Origin of the sequence: Delftia sp. HK171, assembly GCF_001886655.1 — a bacterium.
GTDB lineage: Bacteria > Pseudomonadota > Gammaproteobacteria > Burkholderiales > Burkholderiaceae_C > Comamonas > Comamonas acidovorans.
On the sequence record NZ_CP018101.1, the window covers coordinates 261319 to 283766 of the forward strand.

At 68.2% G+C, this 22448-nt stretch carries 24 protein-coding genes; 15 read left to right on the forward strand and 9 right to left on the reverse strand.

The window, feature by feature from the left end:
• Positions 1 to 6 precede the first annotated feature (6 nt).
• A complete protein-coding gene (gene gatB / locus BO996_RS01205; RefSeq protein WP_071953796.1) occupies positions 7 to 1452 on the forward strand; it encodes an Asp-tRNA(Asn)/Glu-tRNA(Gln) amidotransferase subunit GatB in 1446 nt (481 codons plus the stop codon).
• A 44-nt stretch (positions 1453 to 1496) separates the two neighbouring features.
• Here the strand turns inward: gatB and BO996_RS01210 are convergent, their stop codons facing one another.
• On the reverse strand, positions 1497 to 2468 hold the full coding sequence (locus BO996_RS01210) for a tripartite tricarboxylate transporter substrate binding protein (protein WP_013800220.1): 972 nt from the start codon (positions 2466 to 2468) through the stop codon (positions 1497 to 1499).
• 127 nt (positions 2469 to 2595) lie between these two features.
• Here BO996_RS01210 and BO996_RS01215 point away from each other — a divergent pair, with 127 nt between their 5' ends.
• Together BO996_RS01215 and BO996_RS01220 are read left to right on the forward strand one after the other, a co-directional pair.
• Positions 2596 to 3819 carry a serine hydrolase domain-containing protein gene (locus tag BO996_RS01215; protein WP_071953797.1) on the forward strand — a complete coding sequence of 408 codons (1224 nt, stop codon included), beginning with the start codon at positions 2596 to 2598 and terminating at the stop codon, positions 3817 to 3819.
• 163 nt (positions 3820 to 3982) lie between these two features.
• The gene (locus BO996_RS01220; RefSeq protein ID WP_232240447.1) at positions 3983 to 5119 is read left to right on the forward strand and encodes an HPP family protein; all 1137 of its coding nucleotides are present in this window, start codon (positions 3983 to 3985) and stop codon (positions 5117 to 5119) included.
• Positions 5120 to 5183: 64 nt separating this feature from the next.
• Here the strand turns inward: BO996_RS01220 and serA are convergent, their stop codons facing one another.
• A complete protein-coding gene (serA, locus tag BO996_RS01225) occupies positions 5184 to 6413 on the reverse strand; it encodes a phosphoglycerate dehydrogenase (RefSeq protein ID WP_012202286.1) in 1230 nt (409 codons plus the stop codon).
• A gap of 358 nt (positions 6414 to 6771) precedes the next feature.
• On the opposite strand from serA, the gene BO996_RS01230 reads away from it, so the two are divergent.
• The 4 genes from BO996_RS01230 (at position 6772) to BO996_RS01245 (ending at position 9136) form a co-directional block, all read left to right on the forward strand.
• Positions 6772 to 7734, forward strand: a complete 963-nt coding sequence (locus BO996_RS01230; protein WP_012202285.1) for a hypothetical protein — start codon at positions 6772 to 6774, stop codon at positions 7732 to 7734.
• A gap of 49 nt (positions 7735 to 7783) precedes the next feature.
• Positions 7784 to 8347, forward strand: a complete 564-nt coding sequence (locus BO996_RS01235; protein ID WP_071956997.1) for a nitroreductase family protein — start codon at positions 7784 to 7786, stop codon at positions 8345 to 8347.
• A 122-nt stretch (positions 8348 to 8469) separates the two neighbouring features.
• Positions 8470 to 8706 carry a hypothetical protein gene (locus tag BO996_RS01240; RefSeq protein ID WP_013800215.1) on the forward strand — a complete coding sequence of 79 codons (237 nt, stop codon included), beginning with the start codon at positions 8470 to 8472 and terminating at the stop codon, positions 8704 to 8706.
• A 76-nt stretch (positions 8707 to 8782) separates the two neighbouring features.
• Positions 8783 to 9136 (forward strand): hypothetical protein, encoded by a 354-nt coding sequence (locus tag BO996_RS01245; RefSeq protein ID WP_065347694.1) that lies wholly within the window; start codon positions 8783 to 8785, stop codon positions 9134 to 9136.
• A 30-nt stretch (positions 9137 to 9166) separates the two neighbouring features.
• Here the strand turns inward: BO996_RS01245 and BO996_RS01250 are convergent, their stop codons facing one another.
• The 3 genes from BO996_RS01250 to pyrE form a co-directional block, all read right to left on the reverse strand.
• Positions 9167 to 11773 (reverse strand): membrane-bound PQQ-dependent dehydrogenase, glucose/quinate/shikimate family, encoded by a 2607-nt coding sequence (locus BO996_RS01250; protein WP_071953799.1) that lies wholly within the window; start codon positions 11771 to 11773, stop codon positions 9167 to 9169.
• Positions 11774 to 11984: 211 nt separating this feature from the next.
• Complete coding sequence (locus BO996_RS01255) at positions 11985 to 12653, reverse strand: hypothetical protein (protein WP_043821876.1); 669 nt, start codon at positions 12651 to 12653, stop codon at positions 11985 to 11987.
• Positions 12654 to 12660: 7 nt separating this feature from the next.
• Entirely contained in the window at positions 12661 to 13362 is a 702-nt protein-coding gene (pyrE, locus tag BO996_RS01260; protein WP_013800211.1) for an orotate phosphoribosyltransferase, read from the reverse strand.
• Between the two features lie 10 nt (positions 13363 to 13372).
• On the opposite strand from pyrE, the gene BO996_RS01265 reads away from it, so the two are divergent.
• The 3 genes from BO996_RS01265 to BO996_RS01275 all read left to right on the forward strand — a co-directional run bounded on the left by BO996_RS01265 (position 13373) and on the right by BO996_RS01275 (position 14846).
• Positions 13373 to 14176, forward strand: a complete 804-nt coding sequence (locus BO996_RS01265; RefSeq protein ID WP_013800210.1) for an exodeoxyribonuclease III — start codon at positions 13373 to 13375, stop codon at positions 14174 to 14176.
• Positions 14177 to 14268: 92 nt separating this feature from the next.
• A complete protein-coding gene (locus tag BO996_RS01270; RefSeq protein ID WP_043791083.1) occupies positions 14269 to 14517 on the forward strand; it encodes a type II toxin-antitoxin system CcdA family antitoxin in 249 nt (82 codons plus the stop codon).
• Positions 14517 to 14846 carry a CcdB family protein gene (locus tag BO996_RS01275; protein ID WP_071953800.1) on the forward strand — a complete coding sequence of 110 codons (330 nt, stop codon included), beginning with the start codon at positions 14517 to 14519 and terminating at the stop codon, positions 14844 to 14846. Before BO996_RS01270 ends, BO996_RS01275 begins: the two co-directional genes overlap by 1 nt.
• Before the next feature lie 70 nt (positions 14847 to 14916).
• On the opposite strand, the gene BO996_RS01280 is transcribed toward BO996_RS01275, so the two are convergent.
• Genes BO996_RS01280 through BO996_RS01290 form a run of 3 tightly spaced genes read right to left on the reverse strand, consistent with a single transcriptional unit; the run spans position 14917 to position 17799 of the window.
• Positions 14917 to 16341, reverse strand: coding sequence for an NAD(P)(+) transhydrogenase (Re/Si-specific) subunit beta (locus BO996_RS01280; protein ID WP_012202277.1), 1425 nt, complete (start codon positions 16339 to 16341; stop codon positions 14917 to 14919).
• Positions 16338 to 16682 (reverse strand): NAD(P) transhydrogenase subunit alpha, encoded by a 345-nt coding sequence (locus BO996_RS01285; protein WP_012202276.1) that lies wholly within the window; start codon positions 16680 to 16682, stop codon positions 16338 to 16340. Before BO996_RS01285 ends, BO996_RS01280 begins: the two co-directional genes overlap by 4 nt.
• Position 16683: 1 nt before the next feature.
• Positions 16684 to 17799 (reverse strand): Re/Si-specific NAD(P)(+) transhydrogenase subunit alpha, encoded by a 1116-nt coding sequence (locus BO996_RS01290; RefSeq protein ID WP_063327715.1) that lies wholly within the window; start codon positions 17797 to 17799, stop codon positions 16684 to 16686.
• A gap of 320 nt (positions 17800 to 18119) precedes the next feature.
• On the opposite strand from BO996_RS01290, the gene BO996_RS01300 reads away from it, so the two are divergent.
• On the forward strand, positions 18120 to 18359 hold the full coding sequence (locus BO996_RS01300; protein WP_013800208.1) for a zinc ribbon domain-containing protein: 240 nt from the start codon (positions 18120 to 18122) through the stop codon (positions 18357 to 18359).
• 86 nt (positions 18360 to 18445) lie between these two features.
• Positions 18446 to 19084, forward strand: coding sequence for an MBL fold metallo-hydrolase (locus tag BO996_RS01305; RefSeq protein ID WP_012202273.1), 639 nt, complete (start codon positions 18446 to 18448; stop codon positions 19082 to 19084).
• Positions 19085 to 19097: 13 nt separating this feature from the next.
• Here the strand turns inward: BO996_RS01305 and BO996_RS01310 are convergent, their stop codons facing one another.
• Entirely contained in the window at positions 19098 to 19784 is a 687-nt protein-coding gene (locus tag BO996_RS01310) for a Crp/Fnr family transcriptional regulator (RefSeq protein WP_065347692.1), read from the reverse strand.
• An 84-nt stretch (positions 19785 to 19868) separates the two neighbouring features.
• On the opposite strand from BO996_RS01310, the gene BO996_RS01315 reads away from it, so the two are divergent.
• The 3 genes from BO996_RS01315 to BO996_RS01325 are packed head-to-tail and all read left to right on the forward strand — an operon-like array spanning position 19869 to position 22424.
• Positions 19869 to 20864, forward strand: a complete 996-nt coding sequence (locus tag BO996_RS01315) for an ABC transporter substrate-binding protein (RefSeq protein WP_071953801.1) — start codon at positions 19869 to 19871, stop codon at positions 20862 to 20864.
• A gap of 14 nt (positions 20865 to 20878) precedes the next feature.
• Positions 20879 to 21679, forward strand: coding sequence for an ABC transporter ATP-binding protein (locus tag BO996_RS01320; RefSeq protein ID WP_071953802.1), 801 nt, complete (start codon positions 20879 to 20881; stop codon positions 21677 to 21679).
• Entirely contained in the window at positions 21669 to 22424 is a 756-nt protein-coding gene (locus BO996_RS01325) for an ABC transporter permease (protein WP_071953803.1), read from the forward strand. The genes BO996_RS01320 and BO996_RS01325 overlap by 11 nt, the downstream gene beginning before the upstream one ends.
• Positions 22425 to 22448 lie beyond the last annotated feature (24 nt).

Genomic DNA, 22448 nt, shown 5'->3' on the forward strand with positions numbered 1-22448 from the left:
GACCCCATGACCGCGAAACTCATCCAGGGCTATGAAGTCGTCATCGGCTTCGAGACCCACGCCCAGCTGGCCACCCAGTCCAAGATCTTCAGCCGCGCCAGCACCGCCTTCGGCGCCGAGCCCAACACCCAGGCCTGCGCCGTGGACATGGCGCTGCCCGGCACGCTGCCGGTGATGAACAAAAAGGCCGTCGAGTGCGCCATCCGGCTCGGCCTGGCGCTGGGCTCGCACATTGCGCCGCGCAGCATCTTCGCGCGCAAGAACTACTTCTACCCCGACCTGCCCAAGGGCTACCAGATCTCGCAGTTCGAGATTCCCGTGGTCCAGGGCGGCGAAGTGTCCTTCTTCCTCGGCGACGAGAAGAAGACCATCCGCCTGGTGCGCGCCCACCTGGAGGAAGACGCCGGCAAGTCGCTGCACGAGGACTTCATCGGCCAGTCGGGCATCGATCTGAACCGCGCCGGCACGCCGCTGCTGGAGATCGTGACCGAGCCCGACATCCGCAGCACGGAAGAAGCCGTGGCCTACGCCAAGACGCTGCACCAGATCGTGACCTGGATCGGTATCTGCGACGGCAACATGCAGGAAGGGAGCTTCCGCTGCGACGCCAACGTCTCCGTGCGCAAGCCCGGCCAGCCGCTGGGCACGCGCCGCGAGATCAAGAACCTCAACAGCTTCAAGAACATGCAGCTGGCCATCGACTACGAGATCCGCTGGCAGATCGAGGAAATCGAGGACGGCCGCCGCATCCAGCAGGCCACCGTGCTGTTCGACCCCGACACGGGCGAGACGCGCTCCATGCGCACCAAGGAAGACGCGGCCGACTACCGCTACTTCCCCGACCCGGACCTGCCGCCGCTGGTGGTCGCGCCCGAGTGGGTGGAACAGGTCAGGGCCGACATGCCCGAGCTGCCGCGCGCCATGGCCGCGCGCTTTGTCGAGCAGTACGCCCTGCCCGAGTACGACGCCACCACGCTGACGCAAAGCCAGGCCATGGCCGCCTACTTCGAGGACACGGCCCGGGCCTGCAATGCGCCCAAGCTGGCCAGCAACTGGATCATGGGCGAGATCTCGCGCCGCCTGAACACCGAGGAAATCGGCATGGAGGCCGCCAAGGTCTCCAGCTCCCAGCTGGCAGCGCTGATCCAGCGCATCGGCGACGGCACCATCTCCAACAACGCCGCCAAGCAGGTCTTCGAGGCGCTGTGGAGCGGTGAAGGCAGCGATGTCGATGCCATCATCGAGGCCAAGGGCCTCAAGCAGATGAACGACACGGGCGCCATGGAGAAGATCATCGACGAGGTGATCGCCGCCAACCCGGCCAACGTGGAGCAGTACCGCGCAGGCAAGGACAAGGCCTTCAACGCCCTGGTCGGCCAGGTCATGAAGGCTTCCAAGGGCAAGGCCAACCCGGCGCAGGTCAACGAGCTGCTCAAGGCCAAGCTGGCCTGACCGGCCGCAGCGGGCGCCCCCACGCGCTCCGGGGGGCGCCTGCCTCAATCCACCGAGGCGCCCGACTGCCGCACGGCCTGGCCCCACTGCGTGATCTCGGAGGCCACGAAGGCATCCATCTCGCGGGGCGTGGTGGGCGCAGCCTCCGATCCCCGGTCGCTGATGAACTTGCGCATCTCGGGGCTGCGCAGGATGGCCACGGCCTCGCGGTTGAGCCGGTCTATCACTTCCTGCGGCGTGCCCCTGGGCGCCATCAGGCCCAGCCAGCCCACGGCCTCGAAGCCCCGGAACTCGGGCAGGCCCGATTCGGCAATGGCCGGCACCTCGGGCAGCTGGCTGGAGCGGGCGCTGGAGGTCACACCCAGTGGCACCGCCTTGCCCGCCTGGATATTGGGCAGGGCGGCCGTCACCGAATCCACCATCAGCGGCACCTGGCCGCCCACGAAGTCCGCCTGCGCGGGGCCGCTGCCCTTGTAGGGAATGTGCTCTATCTGTATCTTGGCGCGCGCCTTGACCATCTCGGCGCTCAGGTGCTGGGTGCCGCCGATGCCGGCGCTGGCGTAGTTCCAGCGGCCCGGCTCGGCACGCGCCTTGTCCACCAGATCTTTCATGGATTGGATGCCCGCACCCGGGTGCGCCAGGAACACCAGCGGCACCTTGGCGATCAGCGTGATGCCCACCAGGTCGGTGCGCGGGTCGAAATTCACCTTCTTGTACAGCGTCTGGTTCACGGCCATGGCACTGCCGGCCACGAGCAGCGTGTAGCCGTCGGCCGGGCTGCGCACCACCTGCTCGCTGCCGATGTTGCTGCCGGCCCCGGCCTTGTTCTCCACCACCAGCGGCTGGCCCAGCTTCTGGGCGAGCTTTTCGGCCAGCGCGCGCGCAAAGATGTCCGTGGCCTGCCCGGGCGGGAAGGGCACGACCAGGCGGATGGGCTTGTCGGGATAGGCGGCGCTGGCCGGCATGGCCAAGGCGGCGGCCGCGCAGGCTGCGGCGGCCAGAATGATCTGCTTCATGGTGTCGTTGTCTCCTGCGGGCCAGTTTAGCGGCGGCATGCCCGCTGCACCCGCACGCCGCTGTCCCGCAGCCAACAGCGCACCAGGCCATCTGCCGGAACAATCGGCGCACACCACAGGAGACTCCATGACCGCCAGCACCGACCGCCTGCACATCCCCGGCCTGCCCTGGGCCGACTCCCCTGAAACCGTGGGCCTGGGCAGCGCGCGCCTGACGCGCCTGTCGGCCCGGCTGCAGCGCGGCGTGGACACCGGCGAGATCCCGGGCGCCGTGGCCCTGGTGGCGCGGCGCGGCAAGCTGGCCTACCTGGAGAGCTTCGGCCTGCTGGACCCCGAGGCCGGCACGGCCATGCGGCCCGATGCCATCTTCCGCATCGCCTCCATGAGCAAGCCCATCACCTCGCTGGCCATCATGATGCTGGCCGAGCAGGGGCGGCTGTCCATCATCGAGCCCGTGGAGCAGTACCTGCCCGAGCTGGCCGCGCTGCGCGTGGGCCTGGAGCGCGCGCCGCTGGCGCGGCCCATCACGCTACAGGACCTGCTGCGCCACACCTCCGGCATTCCCTACGGATTCGCCGGCACCGAGCACCCCGTCAAGAAGATGTACCTGGATGCGGGCCTGTTCAGCGGCAAGTTCACCAATGCGCAGTTCATCACCAGGCTCGCGCAGCTGCCGCTGGTGGCCCAGCCCGGCGAGACCTGGGAATACGGCATGTCCACCGACGTGCTGGGCCGCGTGGTCGAGGTGGTCAGCGGCCAGACGCTGGCCGCCTTCGTGCGCGAGCACATCACCGGGCCGCTGGGCATGGCCGACACGGGCTTCCATGCGCCCGACAGCGAGATCGCACGCGCCGCAAGGCCCCAGCCCGAAGGGCCGCAGAAACAGATGCCACCCATCCCCCCGGTCACGCGCGCCATGATGTTCGAGTCGGGCGGCGGCGGCATGGTCTCGACCATGGCCGACTATGCGCGGCTGTGCCTGTTCTGGTGCAACGGCGGCACGCTGGACGGCGTGCGCCTGGTCTCTCGCAAGACCGTGGAGCTGATGACCACCAACCACCTGCCCGCCAGCGTGCGCATGGGGCCGGACATGGCGTATTTCGGCGCCCAGCTGCCCTCGCCCGAGGTGGGCCAGGGCTTCGGCCTGGGCTTTGCGGTGCGCACGGCGCCCGGCCTCAACCCGCTGCCGGGCAGCGTGGGCGATTTTTCATGGAGCGGCATCTACGGCACCTTCTTCTGGGTCGATCCGAAGGAGGATTTGTTCGCCATCCTCATGATGCAGTCCATGGCCCAGCGCATTCCCTACCGCTGGGTGATGCGCGAGGGCGTGTACCAGTCCGTGGTGGACTGAGCCGACAGGCGCGCCGCACCGAAAGGGTGCAAAGCCCATGCTGCCAGCAAGAGCGGCGTCCCTTCCTAAAATGACGCGCTTTTGCAGCCCTCCCCCGGGGCCGCGCAGACAAAGACAAAAAGACAACAAGGCCATGGGCTGGAACAGAAAAGCATGGGGGCCGGTGGTGCCACGCCCCGCGCCTGCGGACATGTGGCGCGTGGCCATGGGCTCCATCGTGGGCATGGGGCTGGCCACGGCCCTGGTCTGGCTGGCGCATGCGGGCACCTGGGATCTTCCCCTGCGCCTGTTCGCGCCGCTGGGCGCCACGGCCGTCCTGTTGTTCGCCGTGCCCACCAGCCCGCTGGCCCAGCCCTGGTGCTGCGTGGTGGGCAATACGGTGTCGGCGCTCTGGGCCCTGTTCGTGCTGCAGTGGTGCCCGCCCCAGCTGGCCCCTGCACTGGCCGTGGGCGGCGCCATAGGCTGCATGCTGCTGACGCGCTCGCTGCACCCGCCAGGTGGCGCCATGGCCCTGCTGACGGTGCTCAACGCCAAGGCCTCGCTGGCCGCCGGCTGGATGCTGCCCTTCCTGCCCGTGGGCGCGCTGACACTGGGGCTGGTCCTGGCGGCCACGGCGCTCCACCGCGCCACGGGCCGGCGCTATCCGCACCATGCCGACACGGCGCCCAAGGCCGCGCCCGCCGATGCGGCCCACCGCCATGCCTCGCGCCTGGGCCTGTCCCATGCCGATCTGGAGGCGCTGCTGCTGCGCTTCGGCCAGGAAAACAACCTGGAAGCCGATGACCTGGCCGAGCTGCTGGCCGCCGCCGAGGAAACCGCCATCGAGCACCGGCTGGGCGGCGTGCGCTGCGCCCAGCTCATGACGCGCGATCCCGTGAGCTGTTCCTTGGACGACGACGTGCACGCCGTGGCCGCACGCTTTCGCGCGCACCCGGCCAAGAGCCTGCCGGTGCTGGACGCCGATGGCGGCCTGGCCGGCACGGTCTCCCGTGCCGAGCTGTACGAGTGGCTGTGGATGAGCCCCGTGCGCCCGGCCGAATCTGCGGCAAAACCTTCTTTGTTGAACTGGCTGGGCCAGCGCCTGCCCGGCAAGACCCGGGCCGCGCCCCGCCTGTCGGAGTTGCCCCAGCTGGTTCATGCGCCTGAACTCAGCGTGGACGAAGACACGCCCGTGGGCCAGTTGCTGGACGCCCTGGCCCGGCACAGCGTGCCCTGCATTCCCGTGATGCGCGAAGGCCGGCTGACCGGCCTGATCACGCGCACGGATCTGATGCGGCTGCTGCTGCAGCCGGGCAGATAGGGCGACCCGGCAATGCGCCAGTTTCAGGAAGTGCGCCCAAGCGCAGCATCCTGAAACCTGGCCATCAGAACAGCACGCGGCAGCGGATGGTGCCCGGAACCTGGGTCAGCTTTTCCACGGCCAGGCCCGAGGACTGGGCCGCCAGGTCGATCACCACATAGCCCACCTTCTCGTCGGTGCGCAGGTACTGGCCGGCGATGTTGATGCCGTTCTCGGCAAACACCTGGTTGATGGCCGACAGCACGCCGGGCTGGTTGTGGTGCACGTGCAGGATGCGGTTCTGGCCGGGGTGGGCGGGCAGGGCCACTTCGGGGAAGTTCACGGCCGAGGTGGTGGTGCCGTTGTCGCTGTACTTGACCAGCTTCTCGGCCACTTCCAGGCCAATGTTGGCCTGGGCTTCCATGGTGGAGCCGCCCACATGCGGGGTCAGGATGACGTTGTCCAGGCCGCGCAGGGGCGAGACGAATTCATCCTTGTTGCTGCGCGGCTCGGTGGGGAACACGTCGATGGCGGCGCCCAGCAGCTTGCCAGCCTTCAGGGCCTCGGCCAGCGGCTCGATTTCCACCACGGTGCCGCGCGAGGCATTGATCAGGATGGCGCCGGGCTTCATGGCCGCGATTTCCTTGGCGCCGATCATCCACTGGGTGGAGGGCAGCTCGGGCACGTGCAGGGTGACGATGTCGCTGCCGGCCAGCAGATCGGCCAGCGATGCGGCCTGGCGCGCATTGCCCAGCGGCAGCTTGGTGGACACGTCATGGAAGAGCACCTGCATGCCCACCGACTCGGCCATCACCGACAGCTGGGTGCCGATGGAGCCGTAGCCCACGATGCCCAGCGTCTTGCCGCGGATTTCGTAGGAATTCTCGGCGCTCTTGAGCCAGCCGCCGCGGTGGGCGGAGGCGTTCTTGGCAGGCACGCCGCGCAGCAGCAGAATGGCTTCGGCCAGCACCAGCTCGGCCACCGAGCGCGTGTTGGAGTAAGGCGCGTTGAAGACCACCACGCCGCGCTCGCGCGCCGCGTCCAGGTCCACCTGGTTGGTGCCGATGCAGAAGCAGCCCACGGCCACGAGCTTTTGCGCGGCGGCGAACACGTCGGCCGTCAGCTGCGTGCGCGAACGGATGCCGACGAAGTGCACGTCGGCGATCTTGCGCTTGAGCTCCTCGCCTTCCAGCGCACCCGTCACGGTCTCCACATTGGTGTAGCCCGCGTTGCGCAGCACTTCGAGTGCGGAAGGATGGATGCCTTCGAGCAGCAGGAACTTGATCTTCGATTTATCCAGCGACGTTTTGGTCATGGGCGAGCCCTCTCTAGTCAGTCAGAAATCAGAGCGAGCATTACAGCGGATTCGGGAAGCCGCTACAGCCGGTAGGCCCAAAGCCTGCGCGCCCGCAAGCGGGAGAACCATGCGCCCTGCGGCCATGAACACCCGGCCATCCGGCAGACGCTCATTGCAGGACGGTGCATGCCACGGGAGCACATGCACACTTCGAGATTGGCGCGAAATGTAAAACATTGAGAACCGGTGCGCCCGTGCGCGGCAGCCTTCCTAGAATTCGCGCGTCTGTGTCCGGCGCTTTCAAATCAATAGCAACAGAACAGGCCTGCAGGCGGGCCGGACGCGCCCTTGTTTTACGAACCAACCGAGGAATCCGATGATTACAAACATGCTGCGCAGGATCGAGGACCTGCTGGTGCAGGTGGTGCGCGTGGTGCTGCTGGTGTTCTCCCTGCTCGTGCTGGTGGGCATGGCACTGTGGACCTGGGAGAGCTTCAGGCCCGGCAAGGCCGAGGCGCCCCAGGCCGTGGCCCAGGAATTGAACTGGAAGGACGCCAGGCCCGACCTGCAGTTCGTCGTGGACGAAACCAGCCGCGACCTGGGCGCGGGCGGCGGCGAACCCGCCATGGAAAAGCGCCTGGCCGATCCGGCGCTGCGCCCCGCCTTCCAGAAGGCCGACGCCCTGGTGCGCGCCTACGTGAACAAGGATCCTGCGCGGCGCGAGCGCACCGAGCGGGACAACCAGGCCCGGGGCCTGGCGCCGCTGCACCCGCTGCTGCAAGGCGACGCCCTGCCGTCCGAGGCCGATGTGCAGCGCCGCATCCAGGAACGCGGGCAGCGCGAAGGCGATGCCGGGGCCGTGGATGCGGCTGCCGATGCAGCGGCTGCCGCAGCCGCCTCCACCGGCGAGGAAGACGGCTGGATGGTCGAGCCCGTGGATACCGCCGCCGCCATCCATGAGCGTGCCCAGGCCGCCGAGCTGGAACATGGCAAGGGCGCCTATGCGGCCTATGTGCAGGGCCTGCCCGCCGCGCTGGAGCAGGTCTTCGGCAATGCCGCCCTGGAGCCGCGGCTGCAGGCGCAGACGGCCCAGCAGATCCTGTCCACGGTGCTGCTGAACTACACGCTGTCCCTGGACAATGCGGCGCGCGCGCTGCGCGGCGAGGACAGCCACGGCAGCAGCTCCTGGAAGGAGCGCTTCGGCGCCGTGGAGACGGCCTTCTGGAGCATGCTGATGTCATTCCTCGTGCTGGTGGTGATGGTGCTGGTCTTCATCCGCATGGAGCGCCACCTGCGCGTGATCAGCCAGCAGCATGGCCAGGCACCGCGCCAGCCCTGAGGCCTTGCGCTATCGTTGCCGCTTTCCTTTCTGCTTGCCGCCCATCCGCATGACACGCAACACCACCACTCCCATCCATCCGCAATTCCTGGGCCGCATGTCGCCGCGCGCCTTCAAGCCGGAGGCACTGAGCCAGGCCCAGATCGAGCAACTGGCCGACGCCGCGCGCTGGGCGCCTTCGGCCAGCAACAAGCAGCCCTGGCACTTTGCCTATGCGCTGCGCGGCGATGCGAACTGGCAGGACTTCAGCACCATTCCCAACGAGTTCAACCGCCGCTGGTGCCTGGAGGCGGGCGCGCTGATCGTGCTGATGTCCGACCGCCAGGCCTCGCCCGGCAAGCACAGCTTCGACGCGGGCTGCGCCTGGGGCTACCTGGCGCTGCAAGCCCACGCCATGGGCCTGGCCACGCACGCCATGGGCGGCTTCTCGGCCGACGCCGCACGCGAGGTGCTGCGCCTGCCCGAGCACCTGGAGCCCGAGGTGGTGATCGCCGTGGGCTGGCGTGGCGATGCGGCCACCCTGCCCGACGATCTGCGCGAGCGCGAGGTGCCCTCGCCCCGCAAGCCGCTGGCCGAAGTGCTGAGCGCCGGCCCCGTGGCCACGGGCGGCTGACGGCGGGTTCCAAGTCCTACGCCGCTTTGCGGGGATGCCCCGGATGGCCTGCCCAGGCCCCGGGGCTACACTGGTCCACAGGCCTGCGGCGCAGCAGGCGTCCATGACCCCAAGGAGTTGCCATGACCCCATCCACCAGCCCCAATCTCGACAAGCTGCGCAACATCGTCCAGAAGTTCGGCGCAAGCTCCTTTACCACGGACCAGGTGGCCAGCGAATACGACGACGCCCCGGCCACGGCGGAAAGCACCGAGCAATTCGACGCCCTGCTGCAGCGCCACGCGGCCGTGCTGGGCATCCATGCCGTGCCCGGAAGCGGCGGCCAGGGCCACGGCGCCACCGTCTGGCAGCCGGCCTGAGCGCGCAGGCGGCGCAAAGCACGGCGCCGCTACACTCGCTGCGGCCGGCACGGTGCCGGCGCGCAGTTTCCTTTTGATGTCCTCACTCTCTCCCCATACCTGGCTGCAGCTGTCCGTGGCAGCCAGTGCCTTGCTGGTGCTCGCCTCCATCGGCTGGGTCTGGCACGGCACGCGCGCCCTGCCCGCGGATTCGCGCGATGGCCGCAGCGCCCGGCGCATGGCGGCCCTGTTCGCCCTGGGGGCGCTGGCCTGGCTGGCCTACGGCCTGTACACGGGCTATGCCGTGCTCTGGAAGGCGGACGCGCTGATGCTGTTCGCTCAGCAAGGCGCGCTGCTGCGCCTGCCGTTTTTGATCGGCGGACTGGCCTGGGTGGCCGCGCTGCTGGTCACGCGCGTGCTGCGCATGCTGGGCCGGGCCGGATCGGCATGAGCCGGCGCAGACCCCCACGGCGCTGAGCGCTCAGGGCGCCGCCACCTCCTTGGGCAGCACATAGGCGCGCACGCTGTCCCCGGCCTTGGTGCCGGTCGAACCATGCCCACCCGCCACCACCACCAGGTACTGGCGCTGGTCCGTGCCCAGGTAGGTCATGGGCGTGGCCTGGCCGCCAGCAGGCAGGCGGTCCTGCCAGAGCTGGCGGCCGCTGTCCACGTCATAGGCGCGCACATAGTTGTCCAGTGCCCCCGAGTAGAAGGCCACGCCGCCAGCGGTCATCACCGGGCCGCCAATGCCGGGCACGCCCATGCGAAAGCCCAGCGGCAGCGGGCTCAGGTCACGCGGCGTGCCGTTGCGGCGCTGCCAGACGATCTGGCCCGTGCGCAGGTCGGCACCCGCCACAAAGCCCCAGGGCGGCGCCTGGCAGGGAATGCCCAGCGGCGAGACAAAGGGCTTGAGCCGCACCGCAAACGGTGCGCCGAAGTTTTCGTTGAGCGCGGGCAGGCCGTCCTTGGGCGGGCCGCCATCCTGCACCAGCAGCGAGGTATCGTCCGCGCGCGGCACCAGGGTGGAGACGAAAGCCAGCCGCGTGGGCGTGGCAAACACCACCTGCCGGCGCGGGTCCACGGCCACGCCGCCCCAGTTGAAGACGCCGAAATTGCCCGGATAGATCAGCGAGCCCTGCTCCGAGGGCGGCGTGAAGCGCCCCTCGTAGCGCAGGCGGCGAAAGGCCAGCCGGCACCACAGTTGCTCGAAGGGGCTGGCGCCCCACATGTCGCGCTCGGTCAGGGCCGGGGGGTTGAAGCTCAGTTGCGAATGCGGCTGCGTGGGCGCCGTGCGGTCGCCGCGTGCCGCGCCCTGCGGCGCAGCCACCTCGGTGACGGGCAGCAGCGGCTGGCCCGTGCGCCGGTCCAGCACGAACAGCTCGCCCTGCTTGGTGGGCTGCACCAGGGCGGGCACGCTGTGGCCGCCGATCTCCAGGTCGATCAGGCTGGGCTGCGAGGGCACGTCGTAGTCCCAGAGATCGTGGTGCACGGTCTGGAACACCCAGCGCACGGCACCCGTGGCAATGTCCAGCGCCACCACCGAGGACGAATACTGCTCGGCCTCGGCGCTGCGCCGCCCGCCCCATTGGTCGGGCGGCGCATTGCCCATGGGCACGAAGACCAGGCCCAGCGTCTCGTCCACGCTGGAGATGGACCAGCTGTTGGGCGAGCTGGGCACATAGGTCTGCCCCGGGGGCAGCGGCGTGCTGTTGCCTGGCCGCCCCGGGTCCCAGGCCCACAGCAGCGCGCCCGAGCGGATGTCGAACGCACGGATCACGCCCGAAGGCTCGCGCGTGGAATGGTTGTCCAGCACCGTGCCGCCCACGATGATGCGGTCGCGTGCCACCACCACCGGCGAGGTCGAGTAGTACGAGCCCGGCTTGCGCTCGGGCATGCCCTGCCAGAGGTCGATCTGGCCCTGGCCGCCCGCCACATTGCTGCAGGTCTGGCCATCTGCGGGATTGAGTGCGACCACCTTGCCGTCGGCCGTGGCCATGAACAGCTTGGCGGTGCAGCGGCCGTCATCGCCAGGGGCTGCAGAAGCCGAAGCCGTGGATGCGGCGGTGGGTGCAGACATGGCCTGCGCGCCGGACTTCCTTGCAGCCGGCGCCACCGCCGAATGCGTCTGCCCTGCCGCCGCGTCGAACTGCGCGGCCGCCTGCGCCGACTGGTAGGACAGGCCCCGGCAGGTCAGATGCTGCAGCGCCAGCCCCTTGGGCATGGGCAGGTCACGCCGCCACAGCTGCTTGCCCGTGGTGGCATCGAGCGCAATCACCGACTGGTGGGGCGTGCACAGGAACAGGCGCTCGCCGATCTTCAGCGGCGTGACCTCGAACGTGGTTTCTTCGGGATCGCCGGGTTTGCCGCGCACATCGCCCGTGCGGAACTCCCAGGCCAATTGCAGCAGCCGCACGTTGTGCGGGCCGATCTGGCGTAGCGGCGAATAGCGCTGGCCCGCTCCGGTGCGGCCGTAGGCGTGCCATTCGCCATCGGGCACGGCATCGGTGGCATCGCCCTGCAGCACCGGCGGGCTGCGCAGGCCACCGGCATCGGAGGCGACCATGGACATGTTCTGCACGGCCGTGACCTGGCCGTCGGCCGGCAGGTCCGACGCGGCGGCGGCCGCGCCCGCAAACTGGCCCTGGGTTTCATGGGCATCGCGCTGGCGCCCGAATGACAGGCCCGCAAGAATGGCCGTGCCCAGCACCACCAGAGCCAGCGCCGCATGGGCTGGTGCCAGGCCCCGGTTCTGGCCCATGTCGGGCTCATGGCGCAGCGCACGCACCGACCAGGGCAGCACCAGCAGCAGGCCCATCAACCAGGGCACCCCCAGGCGCCCCGCCAGCGGCCACCAGTCCAGCCCTATCTCCCAGACCGCCCACAGCGCGGTGCCCAGCAGCCACAGCGCAAACAGCCACAGCGCCATGGCCGACCGGCGCGCCACGCCCAGGCCCACGGCCAACAGCAGCACACCTGCCACCACGTAGTAGCCGCTGCCCCCGGCCCACAGCAGCTGCGCGCCTCCCCAGGCCAGCCAGGCACCGGCGGCCCACAGCCACAGCACCGTCAACCATCGCCATGCCGTCATGCATGCTCCCTTCTCGCGGCGGCCCGGCACCTGTGGCTGCAGCGCACACCAGCAGCCAGACCCTGAGGGCCCGGGAAAATCCGTGGCCGGGAATGTAGTGACAGCCTAGACCGCCGCAATGGCAGCGCTTGCAGGACGAATCCGATTCACGCGCACCGGGCGTGCGACAGGCCGTTCGCGCCAGACGGGAAAGACAGGGGGCAAGGGCCGTTCAGCGTCCCGTGGGAGCCGCAGCGGCGGCGGCCGCGCTCCACAGCGCACGCAGCGACACGAGCTCGGCATCGAAGCGCTGGTTGATGCGGCTTTTTTCCTGCTCCTGCTGCTGGATGAAGCGCTGCTGCTCCTCCTGGCTGCTGCGGTTTTCATCGAGCTGGCGGCGCAGGGAGGCGGGGGCCTTGGACGGGTCCTTGCGGTAGAACTCCATCTCGCCATCGATCTTGACGCGCTGCGCCTGCAGCTCCTGTATGCGCTGGCGCGCCAGGTTGGCGACCTGGTCGGTCTGCGACAGGGCCTCGGCGCGTTCGGCGTCGTGCGCGGCTTGGTTGGGATAGCGCGCAATCAGCGCGCGCTCGCGCGAGCGTTCCTCGCGCACACGGCGCTGTTCGGCCTGCTCGCGGCGGCGCTGGGCATCGAGCTCGGCGCGCTCGTTGTCGGTCAGCGTGGGGCCGACGCGGCGCAGCTCCACACCGGAGCTGCCCAGCACACGCTGGTCGCGGTCCACGCATTCGGCAATCGGGCGGTCTGCCGTCAGGCGCCGGCCCTTGGCGTCGGTGCATGCATAGATGCCGGCCGGCACGCCGGCATCCAGGGCGCAGGCAGGGCCAGCCGCGGCACCAGCCAGGGCGCACCACAGGAACCGTGCATGCAACGCCTTGTTCATCAAACCCTTATTCCTTGTCGTTGACTCCGTAACGCTGGCGGTAGGCCAGCACGCGCTCATGGTGGCCGCTGCCTTCGCTGCCACCTTGAATCTCAAGATAAAGCAATAAGTCTGCCAGTTTTGCAATAGTGCAGACCTGCATGCCCAGCTGATTGCGCACGTACTGCACGGCGCTGTGGGGCACGTCCTGGCCATTCTCGGTGGCCATTTCCTGGCGGTCCAGCGCGATCGCCACGGCATGTGGCGTGGCGCCTGCGGCGCGGATGATGGCGATGGACTCACGCGCTGCCGTGCCGGCGCTCATCACGTCGTCCACGATCAGCACGCGGCCCTTGAGGGGCGCGCCCACCAGGGTCCCGCCCTCGCCGTGGTCCTTGGCTTCCTTGCGGTTGTACGCAAAGGGCTTGTTCAGGCCCATGCGGGCCAGCTCCACGGCCACGGTGGCGGCCAGCGGGATGCCCTTGTAGGCGGGGCCGAAGATCATGTCGAACTCGATGCCGCTGGCCGCGATGGCTTTTGCATAGAATTCGGCGAGACGGCCCATCTTGCCGCCGTCATCGAACAGGCCGGCATTGAAGAAGTACGGGCTCATGCGCCCGGCCTTGGTCTTGAACTCGCCGAAACGCAGCACCCCTGCGTCAACGGCGAATTGCACAAATTCCTGCGCCAGACGGCCTGTGTCATCGGCCTGCAGATTACTCACCACCATGGATTCATCCTTGTTCAAATTGACCAGCCTCAACCTCAACGGCATCCGCTCGGCCTCGACCAAGGGCGTCGAAGCCTGGATCGAGGCCACTGCGCCGGATTGTATTTGCGTGCAGGAAATCAAGGCCCAGGCCGCCGACATGACCGGACGCTTCGAGCTGCTGGCCGGCCTGCGCGGCCACTTCCACTACGCCGAGAAGAAGGGCTACTCGGGCGTGGGCGTCTACAGCCGCCACGAGCCCAGCGATGTCGTGGTCGGCTTCGGCTCGCACGAATTCGACGCCGAGGGCCGCTACGTGGAGGCGCGCTTCGACACGCCCGCGCGCAAGCTGTCCATCATCAGCGCCTACTTTCCCAGCGGCAGCTCGGGCGAACTGCGCCAGACGGCCAAGTTCCGCTTCCTGGCCGAAATGCACGATCACCTGATGCGCATGAAGGGCGAGCGCGAGTTCATCCTGTGCGGGGACATCAACATCGCCCACCAGCAGATCGACCTCAAGAACTGGCGCAGCAACCAGAAAAACAGCGGTTTCACGCCCGAAGAGCGCGAGTGGATGACAAAGTTGTTACACAAAACTGATCCCACGGGCGGTCTTGTGGACGTTTATCGCCTGCTCCAGCCGGACACCACGGACGCCTGCTACACATGGTGGAGCAACCGCGGCCAGGCCTATGCCAACAACGTGGGATGGCGCCTGGACTACCACCTGGCCACCCCGGCCACCGCCGCACTGGCACGCACCGAGCACATCTACAAGGATGTGAAGTTCTCGGACCATGCGCCGGTGACCATCGGCTATGACATGAAGGTGTGAGACGTTCAAGCAGGGCCTTGGGTCGCGGCGGTTTGACTCGTCGCGCTCTCATACAGACACTGTGCGCATGATCTTTATCTGAGGGTTCCGAGATGAAATCCATTGCTGTCTCCAGCGCCAAGCGGCCAATCCATCTCACGATCAATGCAGATCTGGTGACGCAGGCCAAGGCCTATACCGACAATCTCTCGGCCACCATGGAATCCCTGCTGGCCGAATACGTTGCCAGGCAGGAGGGCGCACAGCGTGAGCGCCAACGGCTTGCCGACGCCTGCGCCAGCGACTGGAACGCGGTCAACATCGCGGTGGGTTCGTTCGCAGACGAGCACTCGACGCTCTAGTGGCGCAATTCGACGTTCATCGCAACAAGGGAGCCTTGCGCGACTCGATTCCCTACGTCGTCGTGGTCCAGTCCTCGCTGTTTGACCGCTACCGCCGTCGCGTCGTGGTTCCACTGGTTCGGCAGAATCTGCTGCCGCGCGGCACTCCAACCGTGGGTGCGAGGATGAATCCCGTGTTTGTCATTGAAGGCGTGCCGGTCGTCCTGCATGCCCTGGACATGGTTTCAGTCGCCCTGGATCAATTGGGTGAAGTGGTGGCCTCACTGGAGCATGAAGGCCAAGCCATCGCCGATGCGCTGGTCGAATTGCTGACCCGGTCCGGGGGCTGACCCAAGATCGTTTTCAAGGAGGCCAGGGCTTGGGCCCTGCCCTCCTCGGACTTCAGCCCGGGCGCACGCCTCACTCCAGCGCCTTGCCCATGTCCTCCACCACCTTCTTGGCGTCGCCGAAGACCATCATGGTCTTGTCCATGTAGAACAGCTCGTTGTCCAGGCCCGCATAGCCGGCCGCCATGGAGCGCTTGTTGACGATCACCGTCTTGGCCTTGTAGGCCTCCAGGATGGGCATGCCGTAGATGGGGCTGCCCTTGACGTGTGCGGCGGGGTTCACCACGTCGTTGGCGCCCAGGATGATGGCCACGTCGGCCTGGCCGAACTCGCTGTTGATGTCCTCCATCTCGAAGACCTGGTCGTAGGGCACCTCGGCCTCGGCCAGCAGCACGTTCATGTGGCCGGGCATGCGGCCGGCCACCGGGTGGATGGCGTACTTCACCGTCACACCGCGCTCGGTGAGTTTGTCGGCCAGCTCCTTGACCGCGTGCTGGGCACGCGCCACGGCCAGGCCGTAGCCGGGCACGATGACCACGGTCTCGGCATTGCCCAGGACGAAGGCCGCATCGTCGGCGCTGCCGCTTTTCACGTTGCGCTGCTGCTGGGAGCCTGCCGCCGCGCTGGTGGCCTCGCCGCCGAAGCCGCCCAGGATCACACTGAAGAACGAGCGGTTCATGGCCTTGCACATGATGTAGCTCAGGATGGCGCCCGAGCTGCCCACCAGCGAACCCGCAATGATCAGCATGCTGTTGTTCAGCGAGAAGCCGATGCCCGCCGCCGCCCAGCCCGAGTAGCTGTTGAGCATGGACACGACCACCGGCATGTCCGCGCCGCCAATCGGAATGATCAGCAGCACGCCCAGCAGCAGTCCCAGGGCGATGACCAGCACGATGTCCATCCAGCTTTGGCTGTGCCAGAAGCCGAAGACGAAGAAGGCTGCTGCCAGCCCCAGCACGGCGTTGAGCGCATGCTGGCCCTTGAACTGCACGGGCGCGCCCTGGAACAGGCGGAACTTGTACTTGCCGCTGAGCTTGCCGAAGGCGATCACCGAGCCCGTGAAGGTCACGGCGCCGATGAAGGCGCCCAGCGCCAGCTCCACGCGGTTGCCGCCCGGGATGGCGCCGCCTTTGGCCGTGATGGCAAAGGCCCAGGGCTCGGCCACGGCGGCCACGGCGATGAACACCGCCGCCAGGCCGATCATGCTGTGCATGAAGGCCACCAGCTCGGGCATCTTGGTCATCTCCACGCGCTGGGCCATGACCGCACCGGCCGTGCCGCCGACCAGCAGGCCCAGCAGCACCCAGCCCAGGCCCAATGCATTGCCGCCGGCCAGCTGCACGATGAGCGCCGCCGTGGTCAGCACGGCGATCACCATGCCGGCCATGCCGAACAGGTTGCCGCGTATGGAGGTGGTGGGGTGCGACAACCCCTTGAGCGCCTGGATGAAGCAGACGCTGGCCACCAGGTAGAGCAACGTGACGAGGTTCATGCTCATGACTGGCCCTCCGCCTTGGCGTCCTTGCCGTCCTTGGCCGGAGCGCTCTTGCGCTCTTTCTTGCGGAACATCTCCAGCATGCGCCGCGTGACCAGGAAGCCGCCGAACACGTTGACCGCAGCCAGCGCCACGGCCAGCACGCCCATGGTCTTGCCCAGGCCCGTTTCCGTGAGCGCCGCCGCCAGCATGGCGCCGACGATGACGATGGCCGAGATGGCATTGGTCACCGCCATCAGCGGCGTGTGCAGCGCGGGCGTGACGGTCCACACCACGTGGTAGCCCACGTAGATGGCCAGCACGAAGATGATGAGATGGATGATGGTGGGGGATACGGCTTCCATGTCATTTCCTCCGCAGCTGGCCTTCATGGGCCATCAGGCACGCGGCCACGATGTCGTCCTCCATGTCCACATGCAGGGCGCCATCCTTGTTGATGATGAGCTTGAGAAAATCGAGCACATTGCGTGCATACAGGGCCGAGGCATCGGCCGCCACCATGGCGGGCAGGTTGGTCAGGCCCACGATGGTCACGCCATGCGTGACCACGGTCATGCCGGCCTGGGTCAGCGGGCAGTTGCCGCCGCGCTCTGCCGCCAGGTCCACGATGACGGCGCCGGGCTTCATGGCCTGCACCATCTCGGCCGTGACCAGCACGGGAGCGGGCCGGCCCGGGATCAGCGCCGTGGTGATGACCACGTCGGCCTGGGCCACGCGCTTGGCCACCTCGGCCTTCTGGCGGTCCAGCCAGCTTTGCGGCATGGGGCGCGCGTAGCCGCCCACGCCTTCGGCAGCCTCCTTTTCCTCGGCGGTCTCGTAGGGCACGTCGATGAACTTGCCGCCCAGGGATTCGACCTGCTCACGCACGCTGGGCCGCACATCGCTGGCCTCGATCACGGCGCCCAGGCGCTTGGCCGTGGCAATGGCCTGCAGGCCCGCCACGCCCACGCCCAGCACCACGACGCGCGCGGCCTTCACCGTGCCGGCCGCCGTCATCAGCATGGGAAAGAAGCGCTGGTACTGGTTGGCCGCAATCATCACGGCCTTGTAGCCAGCGATATTGGCCTGGCTGGACAGCACGTCCATGCTCTGCGCACGCGTGGTGCGCGGAGCCGCCTCCAGCGCATAGGCCGTGATGCCCGCATCGGCCAGGCGCTGCAGGCCTGCGGGCTGGAACGGGTCCAGCATGCCGACCAGCGTTGCGCCCTTGCGGATGCCGGGCAACTCGTCCTCCGAAGGGATACGGACCTTGAGCACCAGGTCGGCGCCCAGGGCGCCTGCCACATCGACGATCTCCGCGCCCGCTGCCTCGTACAAGGCATCGGGCACGCTGGCCGCCACTCCCGCCCCCGCCTGCACGCGCAGCACATGGCCTTGCGCACGCAGCTTCTTGACGGTCTCGGGGGTCGCAGCCACCCGGGTTTCTCCTGCCATGGTCTCGGCAGGCACGCCAATCAACATACCGGTTCTCCCTCGCGTGATGCCGGTACCCGCCCTGCATTGCGCAGGTGGCGGCCCGGCCCATCCTCGAAAAAATCCTTGCGTGCCTGCATCGGGGGCAGGCTGGCTTGGCGGCACGGCTAGCTTGTAACACGGCGGCGTTGCCGCAGCCACGGGGTCTGCCCGCGAGGCTGTCTCCTGTCCGTCACAGGACCTGGATTGCCACGAGATGACAGCCACATTAAATGATCGCCATCCACGGCCCGGCGCACCGCTGCCGTGTCCCAATGCACCTTTGAACGACTGCAGCGGCGCATCCGCGCAGTGCGAAGGAATGCACCATGGGACTCTTGCAAAGACTGTTCGGAAATCATTCGCGCGGAGGCCACCACGGTGGCGGCGCTTACCGTGCCGCAGCCGTGGCGGCGGTCTGCCCCGGCTGCCGTGCATCCATTGCCGCCAGCTCGCGCTTTTGCCCGCAGTGTGGCGGCGCGGTGCTGCCGCAGGCCTGCAGGAACTGCAACGCCAGCCATCCGGCCGGCGCGCGGTTCTGCGGGCAATGCGGCCAGCCGACCACCTGACGGTGCAAGCGGGGGCGGCCCTGCGCTGCCATCAGGGGAAGGAGCGGGAATAATGGGCGCTTTCGCCAGAAGCAACCACGCCGCCCATGCTCCAGTACCACACCATCCCCGTCACCGCCTTCCAGCAGAACTGCTCGCTGGTCTGGTGCGACCAGACCATGGAAGCCGCCGTCATCGACCCGGGCGGCGACCTGGAGCAGATCGGCTGGGAGATAGAGCGCCTGGGCCTGGCGCTCAAGGCCATCTGGCTCACGCACGCCCACATAGACCACGCGGGCGGCACGCGCGAGCTGGCCGATGCACAGCAGTTGCCCATCATCGGCCCTCATCCCGGCGACCAGTTCTGGATCGATGCGCTGCCCCAGCAGGGCGCCATGTTCGGCTTCCCGCATTCGGACCCCTTCACGCCCACGCGCTGGCTGCACGATGGCGACACGGTGAGCATCGGCCAGGAAACGCTGCAGGTGCGCCACTGCCCCGGCCATACGCCCGGCCACGTGGTGTTCCATGCGCCGCAGATCGACCGCGCCTTCGTGGGCGATGTGCTGTTCGCGGGCAGCATCGGCCGCACTGACTTTCCCCAGGGCAACCACCAGCAGCTGATCGACAGCATCGTCCAGCGCCTGTGGCCCATGGGCGACCAGACCGTGTTCATCCCAGGCCACGGCCCCGAAAGCAGCTTCGGCCGCGAGCGCAAGAGCAACCCCTACGTGGGCGGGACCTGAGCCTGCAGCTGTCTCAGCCCAGCACCTCGATCCACCGATAGCCAAGGCGCACGCTGCCGCCCGCCTGCAGCTTGCGCAGCTCCTCGTTCACGCGCTGGCGCGAGGCGCCCACCACATGCGACAGATCACCCTGCGATATGCGCAGCAGGGTGCGGCCGCCGGGCAGGGGCAGGCCGTTCTCTGCCGCCAGAACCTGCAAGGTGGCCCAGACCCGGGCATGCAGCGTGTCCTCCGAACTGATGAAGATGGTGTCCAGCAGCCCGTTCACGCGCAGGCTCAGCAGGCGCGCCACAGCCAGGCATGCGGGCGCATCGCGCTCCAGGAAGTCCAGCAGCGGCTGGCGCGGCAGAACCAGCACCTCGACATCGCCATCGGCCACCAGGTCCACGGGCACGGGCGCATTGCCCAGCACCGAGCTGATGCCGGTGATCTCCCCGGCCTCCAGCCAGCGCGTCATGCGCTCGGTGCCGCCCACGGTGAAGGCCACGACACGAAAGCGCCCTGACAGCAGCACCAGCGCATGGTCGGCCGCATCGCCGCGCTTTTGCACGAACTGTCCATCGCGGTAGCGGCGCCTGGAGCCTATGGCCCGCAACCCGCGTGCCGATGCGGCCGGCAATTCGGCCAGCAGGTCCACGCGATAGCGCTCGCTGCGCGCCTGCGCCAAAGAGGTGTTGGGGGAACCGAGCTTGGTGTTCACCCGCCCATTGTCCCTTTCGCGGCAATTGGCGCATAGCACCATCCTTGTAATCGGCCCCATACCCACACGTATGGAGCCCGCCCCATGATCCGCACCACGCTCGCCCTGGTATCCGCCTTCGTGTTCGCCCTGCTCTCGACCCAGGCAGCCCTGGCACAGACGCCCACGCTGCGTATCCAGGACTACCCCGGCATCGGCAATTTCCTGGTGCGCGTGGCCAACGCGCGGGGACTGTGCGAGAAGCACGGCATACGCTGCGAACTGCGCCCCATCCCGCAAGCGCCGCTGGCGCTGCAGACCTTGCTGGCCGGTGACCTCGAAGTGGCGTTTACACCGCCCGAGGTGCTGCTTCAGGCGGTCAACAAGGGCGCCGACCTCAAGGTGATCGGCAGCGGCGCGAGCGCGCCGACGTTCTTCCTCATGGCCTCGTCGGCCCTGCCCACCCCGCATGCCGGCCAGGGCTATCCCGCCGTGATGCAGGACTTCAGGGGCCGGCGCATCGGCGTGACGGCGCGTGGCAGCGCGGCCGAGTTCCAGCTCGTGAGCCTGCTGCAGGGCGCGGGCATGAAGGCGGACGACGTCACCATCGTCGCCGTGGGCTCGCCCAACACCGCCTTTCCGGCGATTGCGCAAAAGCAGGTCGATGGCCTGATGCTGTTCTCGCCCATGGACGGCTTTTGCGAGGTCAGCCAGGCCTGTCGCATCGTGGTCGATCCGCGCAGGGGCCAGGGTCCCGCCGAGGTGGTGGACACCAACGGCGCCGGCGTGCTGCAGGTGGTGCGCGCCGACTTCCTGCGCAAGAACGCCCCGGCCGTGGAGGGCTTGCGCCGCGCCATGAACGAGGCGGCCGACTATGCCCGCGAACCGGCCCATTTCGATGCATTGCTCAAAGTCGCGCAGGACAGCTTCAGGATCAACACGCCAGGCGGCGACCGGATCCTGGAAGTGGCGCTGCGCAACGCCATTCCTTCCATGCAGTTTGCGGTGGACCCCAAGGCCCTGCAGCATGCCGCGCGCTACCTGCAGCGCACGGGACAGATCGACAAGCTGATCGACACCGCGCCCCTGCTGGTGCAGTGAAGGGGGAGCTCGCCATGACTTCCAATGGATCGCAGCTGCCGCCCCCGCAGGCCATTGCCGCCGACGGCTTGCAGCTGAGCTTCGACGGCCGCACGCAGGTGCTGGACAACATTGCGCTGCAGGTGGCCGAGGGCGAATTCGTCTCGCTGGTCGGGCCCAGCGGCTGCGGCAAGACCAGTCTGCTCAACCTCTGCGCAGGCCTGGTGGCCCACACCGGTGCCGGCACGCTGCGCGTGCTGGGCGAAGCACCGCGCCTGGGCAGTTCCCGCGTGGGCTACATGCTGGCGCGCGACAGCCTGCTGCCCTGGTGCACGGCGCTGGAGAACGCCGCCTTCGGCGCGCGCGTGCGCGGCGTCGGCACAGCCGACAGCACGGAGCGCGCACTGCGCATGCTGCAGGAGGTGGGCCTGGCCGACCATGCGCAGGCCATGCCCAAGGCCTTGTCCCACGGCATGCGCCAGCGCACGGCGCTGGCGCGCACCTTTGCGCTGGACGCGCAACTGCTGCTGATGGACGAGCCCTTCGGCGCCCTGGACGCGCAGACCAAGCTGCAGCTGCAGGACCTGCTGCTGCGCCTGTGCCAGCAGCACCGCCACAGCGTGCTGTTCGTGACCCACGACCTGGCCGAGGCCGTGGCGGTCTCCGACCGCGTGGTGGTGATGTCCTCGCGACCGGGCCGCATCATCGCCGACCTGCCCATCGACCTGCCGCGCCCGCGCTCCATCCGCGACCTGCAGAAGTCGCCGCGCTTCCATGAACTCTATGCGGCCCTGTGGTCGCAGCTTGAATCGGGATGGGTGCACCATGAAGGCTGACCGTCTGCAATGGCTGGCGCTGCATGCGCTGTTCATCTGTCTCGTGCTGGGACTGGCCGAATGGGCCGCCGCGCGCCGCTGGCTGGACCCCACCTTCTTCGGCCAGCCCAGCGGCGTGGCCGCCTATCTCTGGAACCATGCGGGCACGGCCCGGTTCTGGTCTGACCTGGGCTGGACGCTGGCCGCCGTGGGCTGCTCCTTCGTGCTGGGCAGCGTGGCCGCCTTCGCCACCGGGCTGGTCTTCGTGCGCTGGCCGGCCATCGAGCGCTTTGCCGAGCCCTACTTCAACGCGCTGAACGTGATGCCGCGCATCGCGCTGGCGCCGCTGTTCATCCTGTGGTTCGGGCTGGGGCTGGGCAGCAAGATCGCCGTGGGCTGCTCGCTGACCTTCTTCATCGTGCTGTCGGCCACGGTGGCAGGCATGCGGGGCGTCAGCCAGGACCATGTGACGCTGTGCCGCACCCTGGGCGCCAGCGCCGCCACCACCTTCTTCGAGGTCACGCTGCCCGGCGCCGTCCCGGTGATCTTCTCGGGCCTGCGCCTGGGATTGATCTATGCCCTGCTGGGCGTGGTGGGCACCGAGATCATCGCCAGCGAAAAAGGTCTGGGCCAGACCCTGGCCTACCTGGGCTCCACCTTCGACATCAATGGCGTCATGGCGCTGCTGCTGGTGCTGGCCCTGCTGGGCGTGGGCATGGTGCGCTTCATGTCCTGGGCCGAGAGGAGGCTGCTGCACTGGCAGTGAGCCCGCCAGCCCTCTCTCCCCACC

Excerpts from the sequence above, each read along its gene's own strand:
- gatB (WP_071953796.1), top strand. The coding sequence starts at position 7 with ATGACCGCGAAACTCATCCAGGGCTATGAAGTCGTCATCGGCTTCGAG.
- BO996_RS01210 (WP_013800220.1), bottom strand. The coding sequence starts at position 2,468 with ATGAAGCAGATCATTCTGGCCGCCGCAGCCTGCGCGGCCGCCGCCTTG.
- BO996_RS01215 (WP_071953797.1), top strand. The coding sequence starts at position 2,596 with ATGACCGCCAGCACCGACCGCCTGCACATCCCCGGCCTGCCCTGGGCC.
- serA (WP_012202286.1), bottom strand. The coding sequence starts at position 6,413 with ATGACCAAAACGTCGCTGGATAAATCGAAGATCAAGTTCCTGCTGCTC.
- BO996_RS01230 (WP_012202285.1), top strand. The coding sequence starts at position 6,772 with ATGATTACAAACATGCTGCGCAGGATCGAGGACCTGCTGGTGCAGGTG.
- BO996_RS01235 (WP_071956997.1), top strand. The coding sequence starts at position 7,784 with ATGACACGCAACACCACCACTCCCATCCATCCGCAATTCCTGGGCCGC.
- BO996_RS01240 (WP_013800215.1), top strand. The coding sequence starts at position 8,470 with ATGACCCCATCCACCAGCCCCAATCTCGACAAGCTGCGCAACATCGTC.
- BO996_RS01245 (WP_065347694.1), top strand. The coding sequence starts at position 8,783 with ATGTCCTCACTCTCTCCCCATACCTGGCTGCAGCTGTCCGTGGCAGCC.
- BO996_RS01250 (WP_071953799.1), bottom strand. The coding sequence starts at position 11,773 with ATGACGGCATGGCGATGGTTGACGGTGCTGTGGCTGTGGGCCGCCGGT.
- BO996_RS01255 (WP_043821876.1), bottom strand. The coding sequence starts at position 12,653 with ATGAACAAGGCGTTGCATGCACGGTTCCTGTGGTGCGCCCTGGCTGGT.
- pyrE (WP_013800211.1), bottom strand. The coding sequence starts at position 13,362 with ATGGTGGTGAGTAATCTGCAGGCCGATGACACAGGCCGTCTGGCGCAG.
- BO996_RS01270 (WP_043791083.1), top strand. The coding sequence starts at position 14,269 with ATGAAATCCATTGCTGTCTCCAGCGCCAAGCGGCCAATCCATCTCACG.
- BO996_RS01280 (WP_012202277.1), bottom strand. The coding sequence starts at position 16,341 with ATGAGCATGAACCTCGTCACGTTGCTCTACCTGGTGGCCAGCGTCTGC.
- BO996_RS01285 (WP_012202276.1), bottom strand. The coding sequence starts at position 16,682 with ATGGAAGCCGTATCCCCCACCATCATCCATCTCATCATCTTCGTGCTG.
- BO996_RS01290 (WP_063327715.1), bottom strand. The coding sequence starts at position 17,799 with ATGTTGATTGGCGTGCCTGCCGAGACCATGGCAGGAGAAACCCGGGTG.
- BO996_RS01300 (WP_013800208.1), top strand. The coding sequence starts at position 18,120 with ATGGGACTCTTGCAAAGACTGTTCGGAAATCATTCGCGCGGAGGCCAC.
- BO996_RS01305 (WP_012202273.1), top strand. The coding sequence starts at position 18,446 with ATGCTCCAGTACCACACCATCCCCGTCACCGCCTTCCAGCAGAACTGC.
- BO996_RS01315 (WP_071953801.1), top strand. The coding sequence starts at position 19,869 with ATGATCCGCACCACGCTCGCCCTGGTATCCGCCTTCGTGTTCGCCCTG.
- BO996_RS01320 (WP_071953802.1), top strand. The coding sequence starts at position 20,879 with ATGACTTCCAATGGATCGCAGCTGCCGCCCCCGCAGGCCATTGCCGCC.
- BO996_RS01325 (WP_071953803.1), top strand. The coding sequence starts at position 21,669 with ATGAAGGCTGACCGTCTGCAATGGCTGGCGCTGCATGCGCTGTTCATC.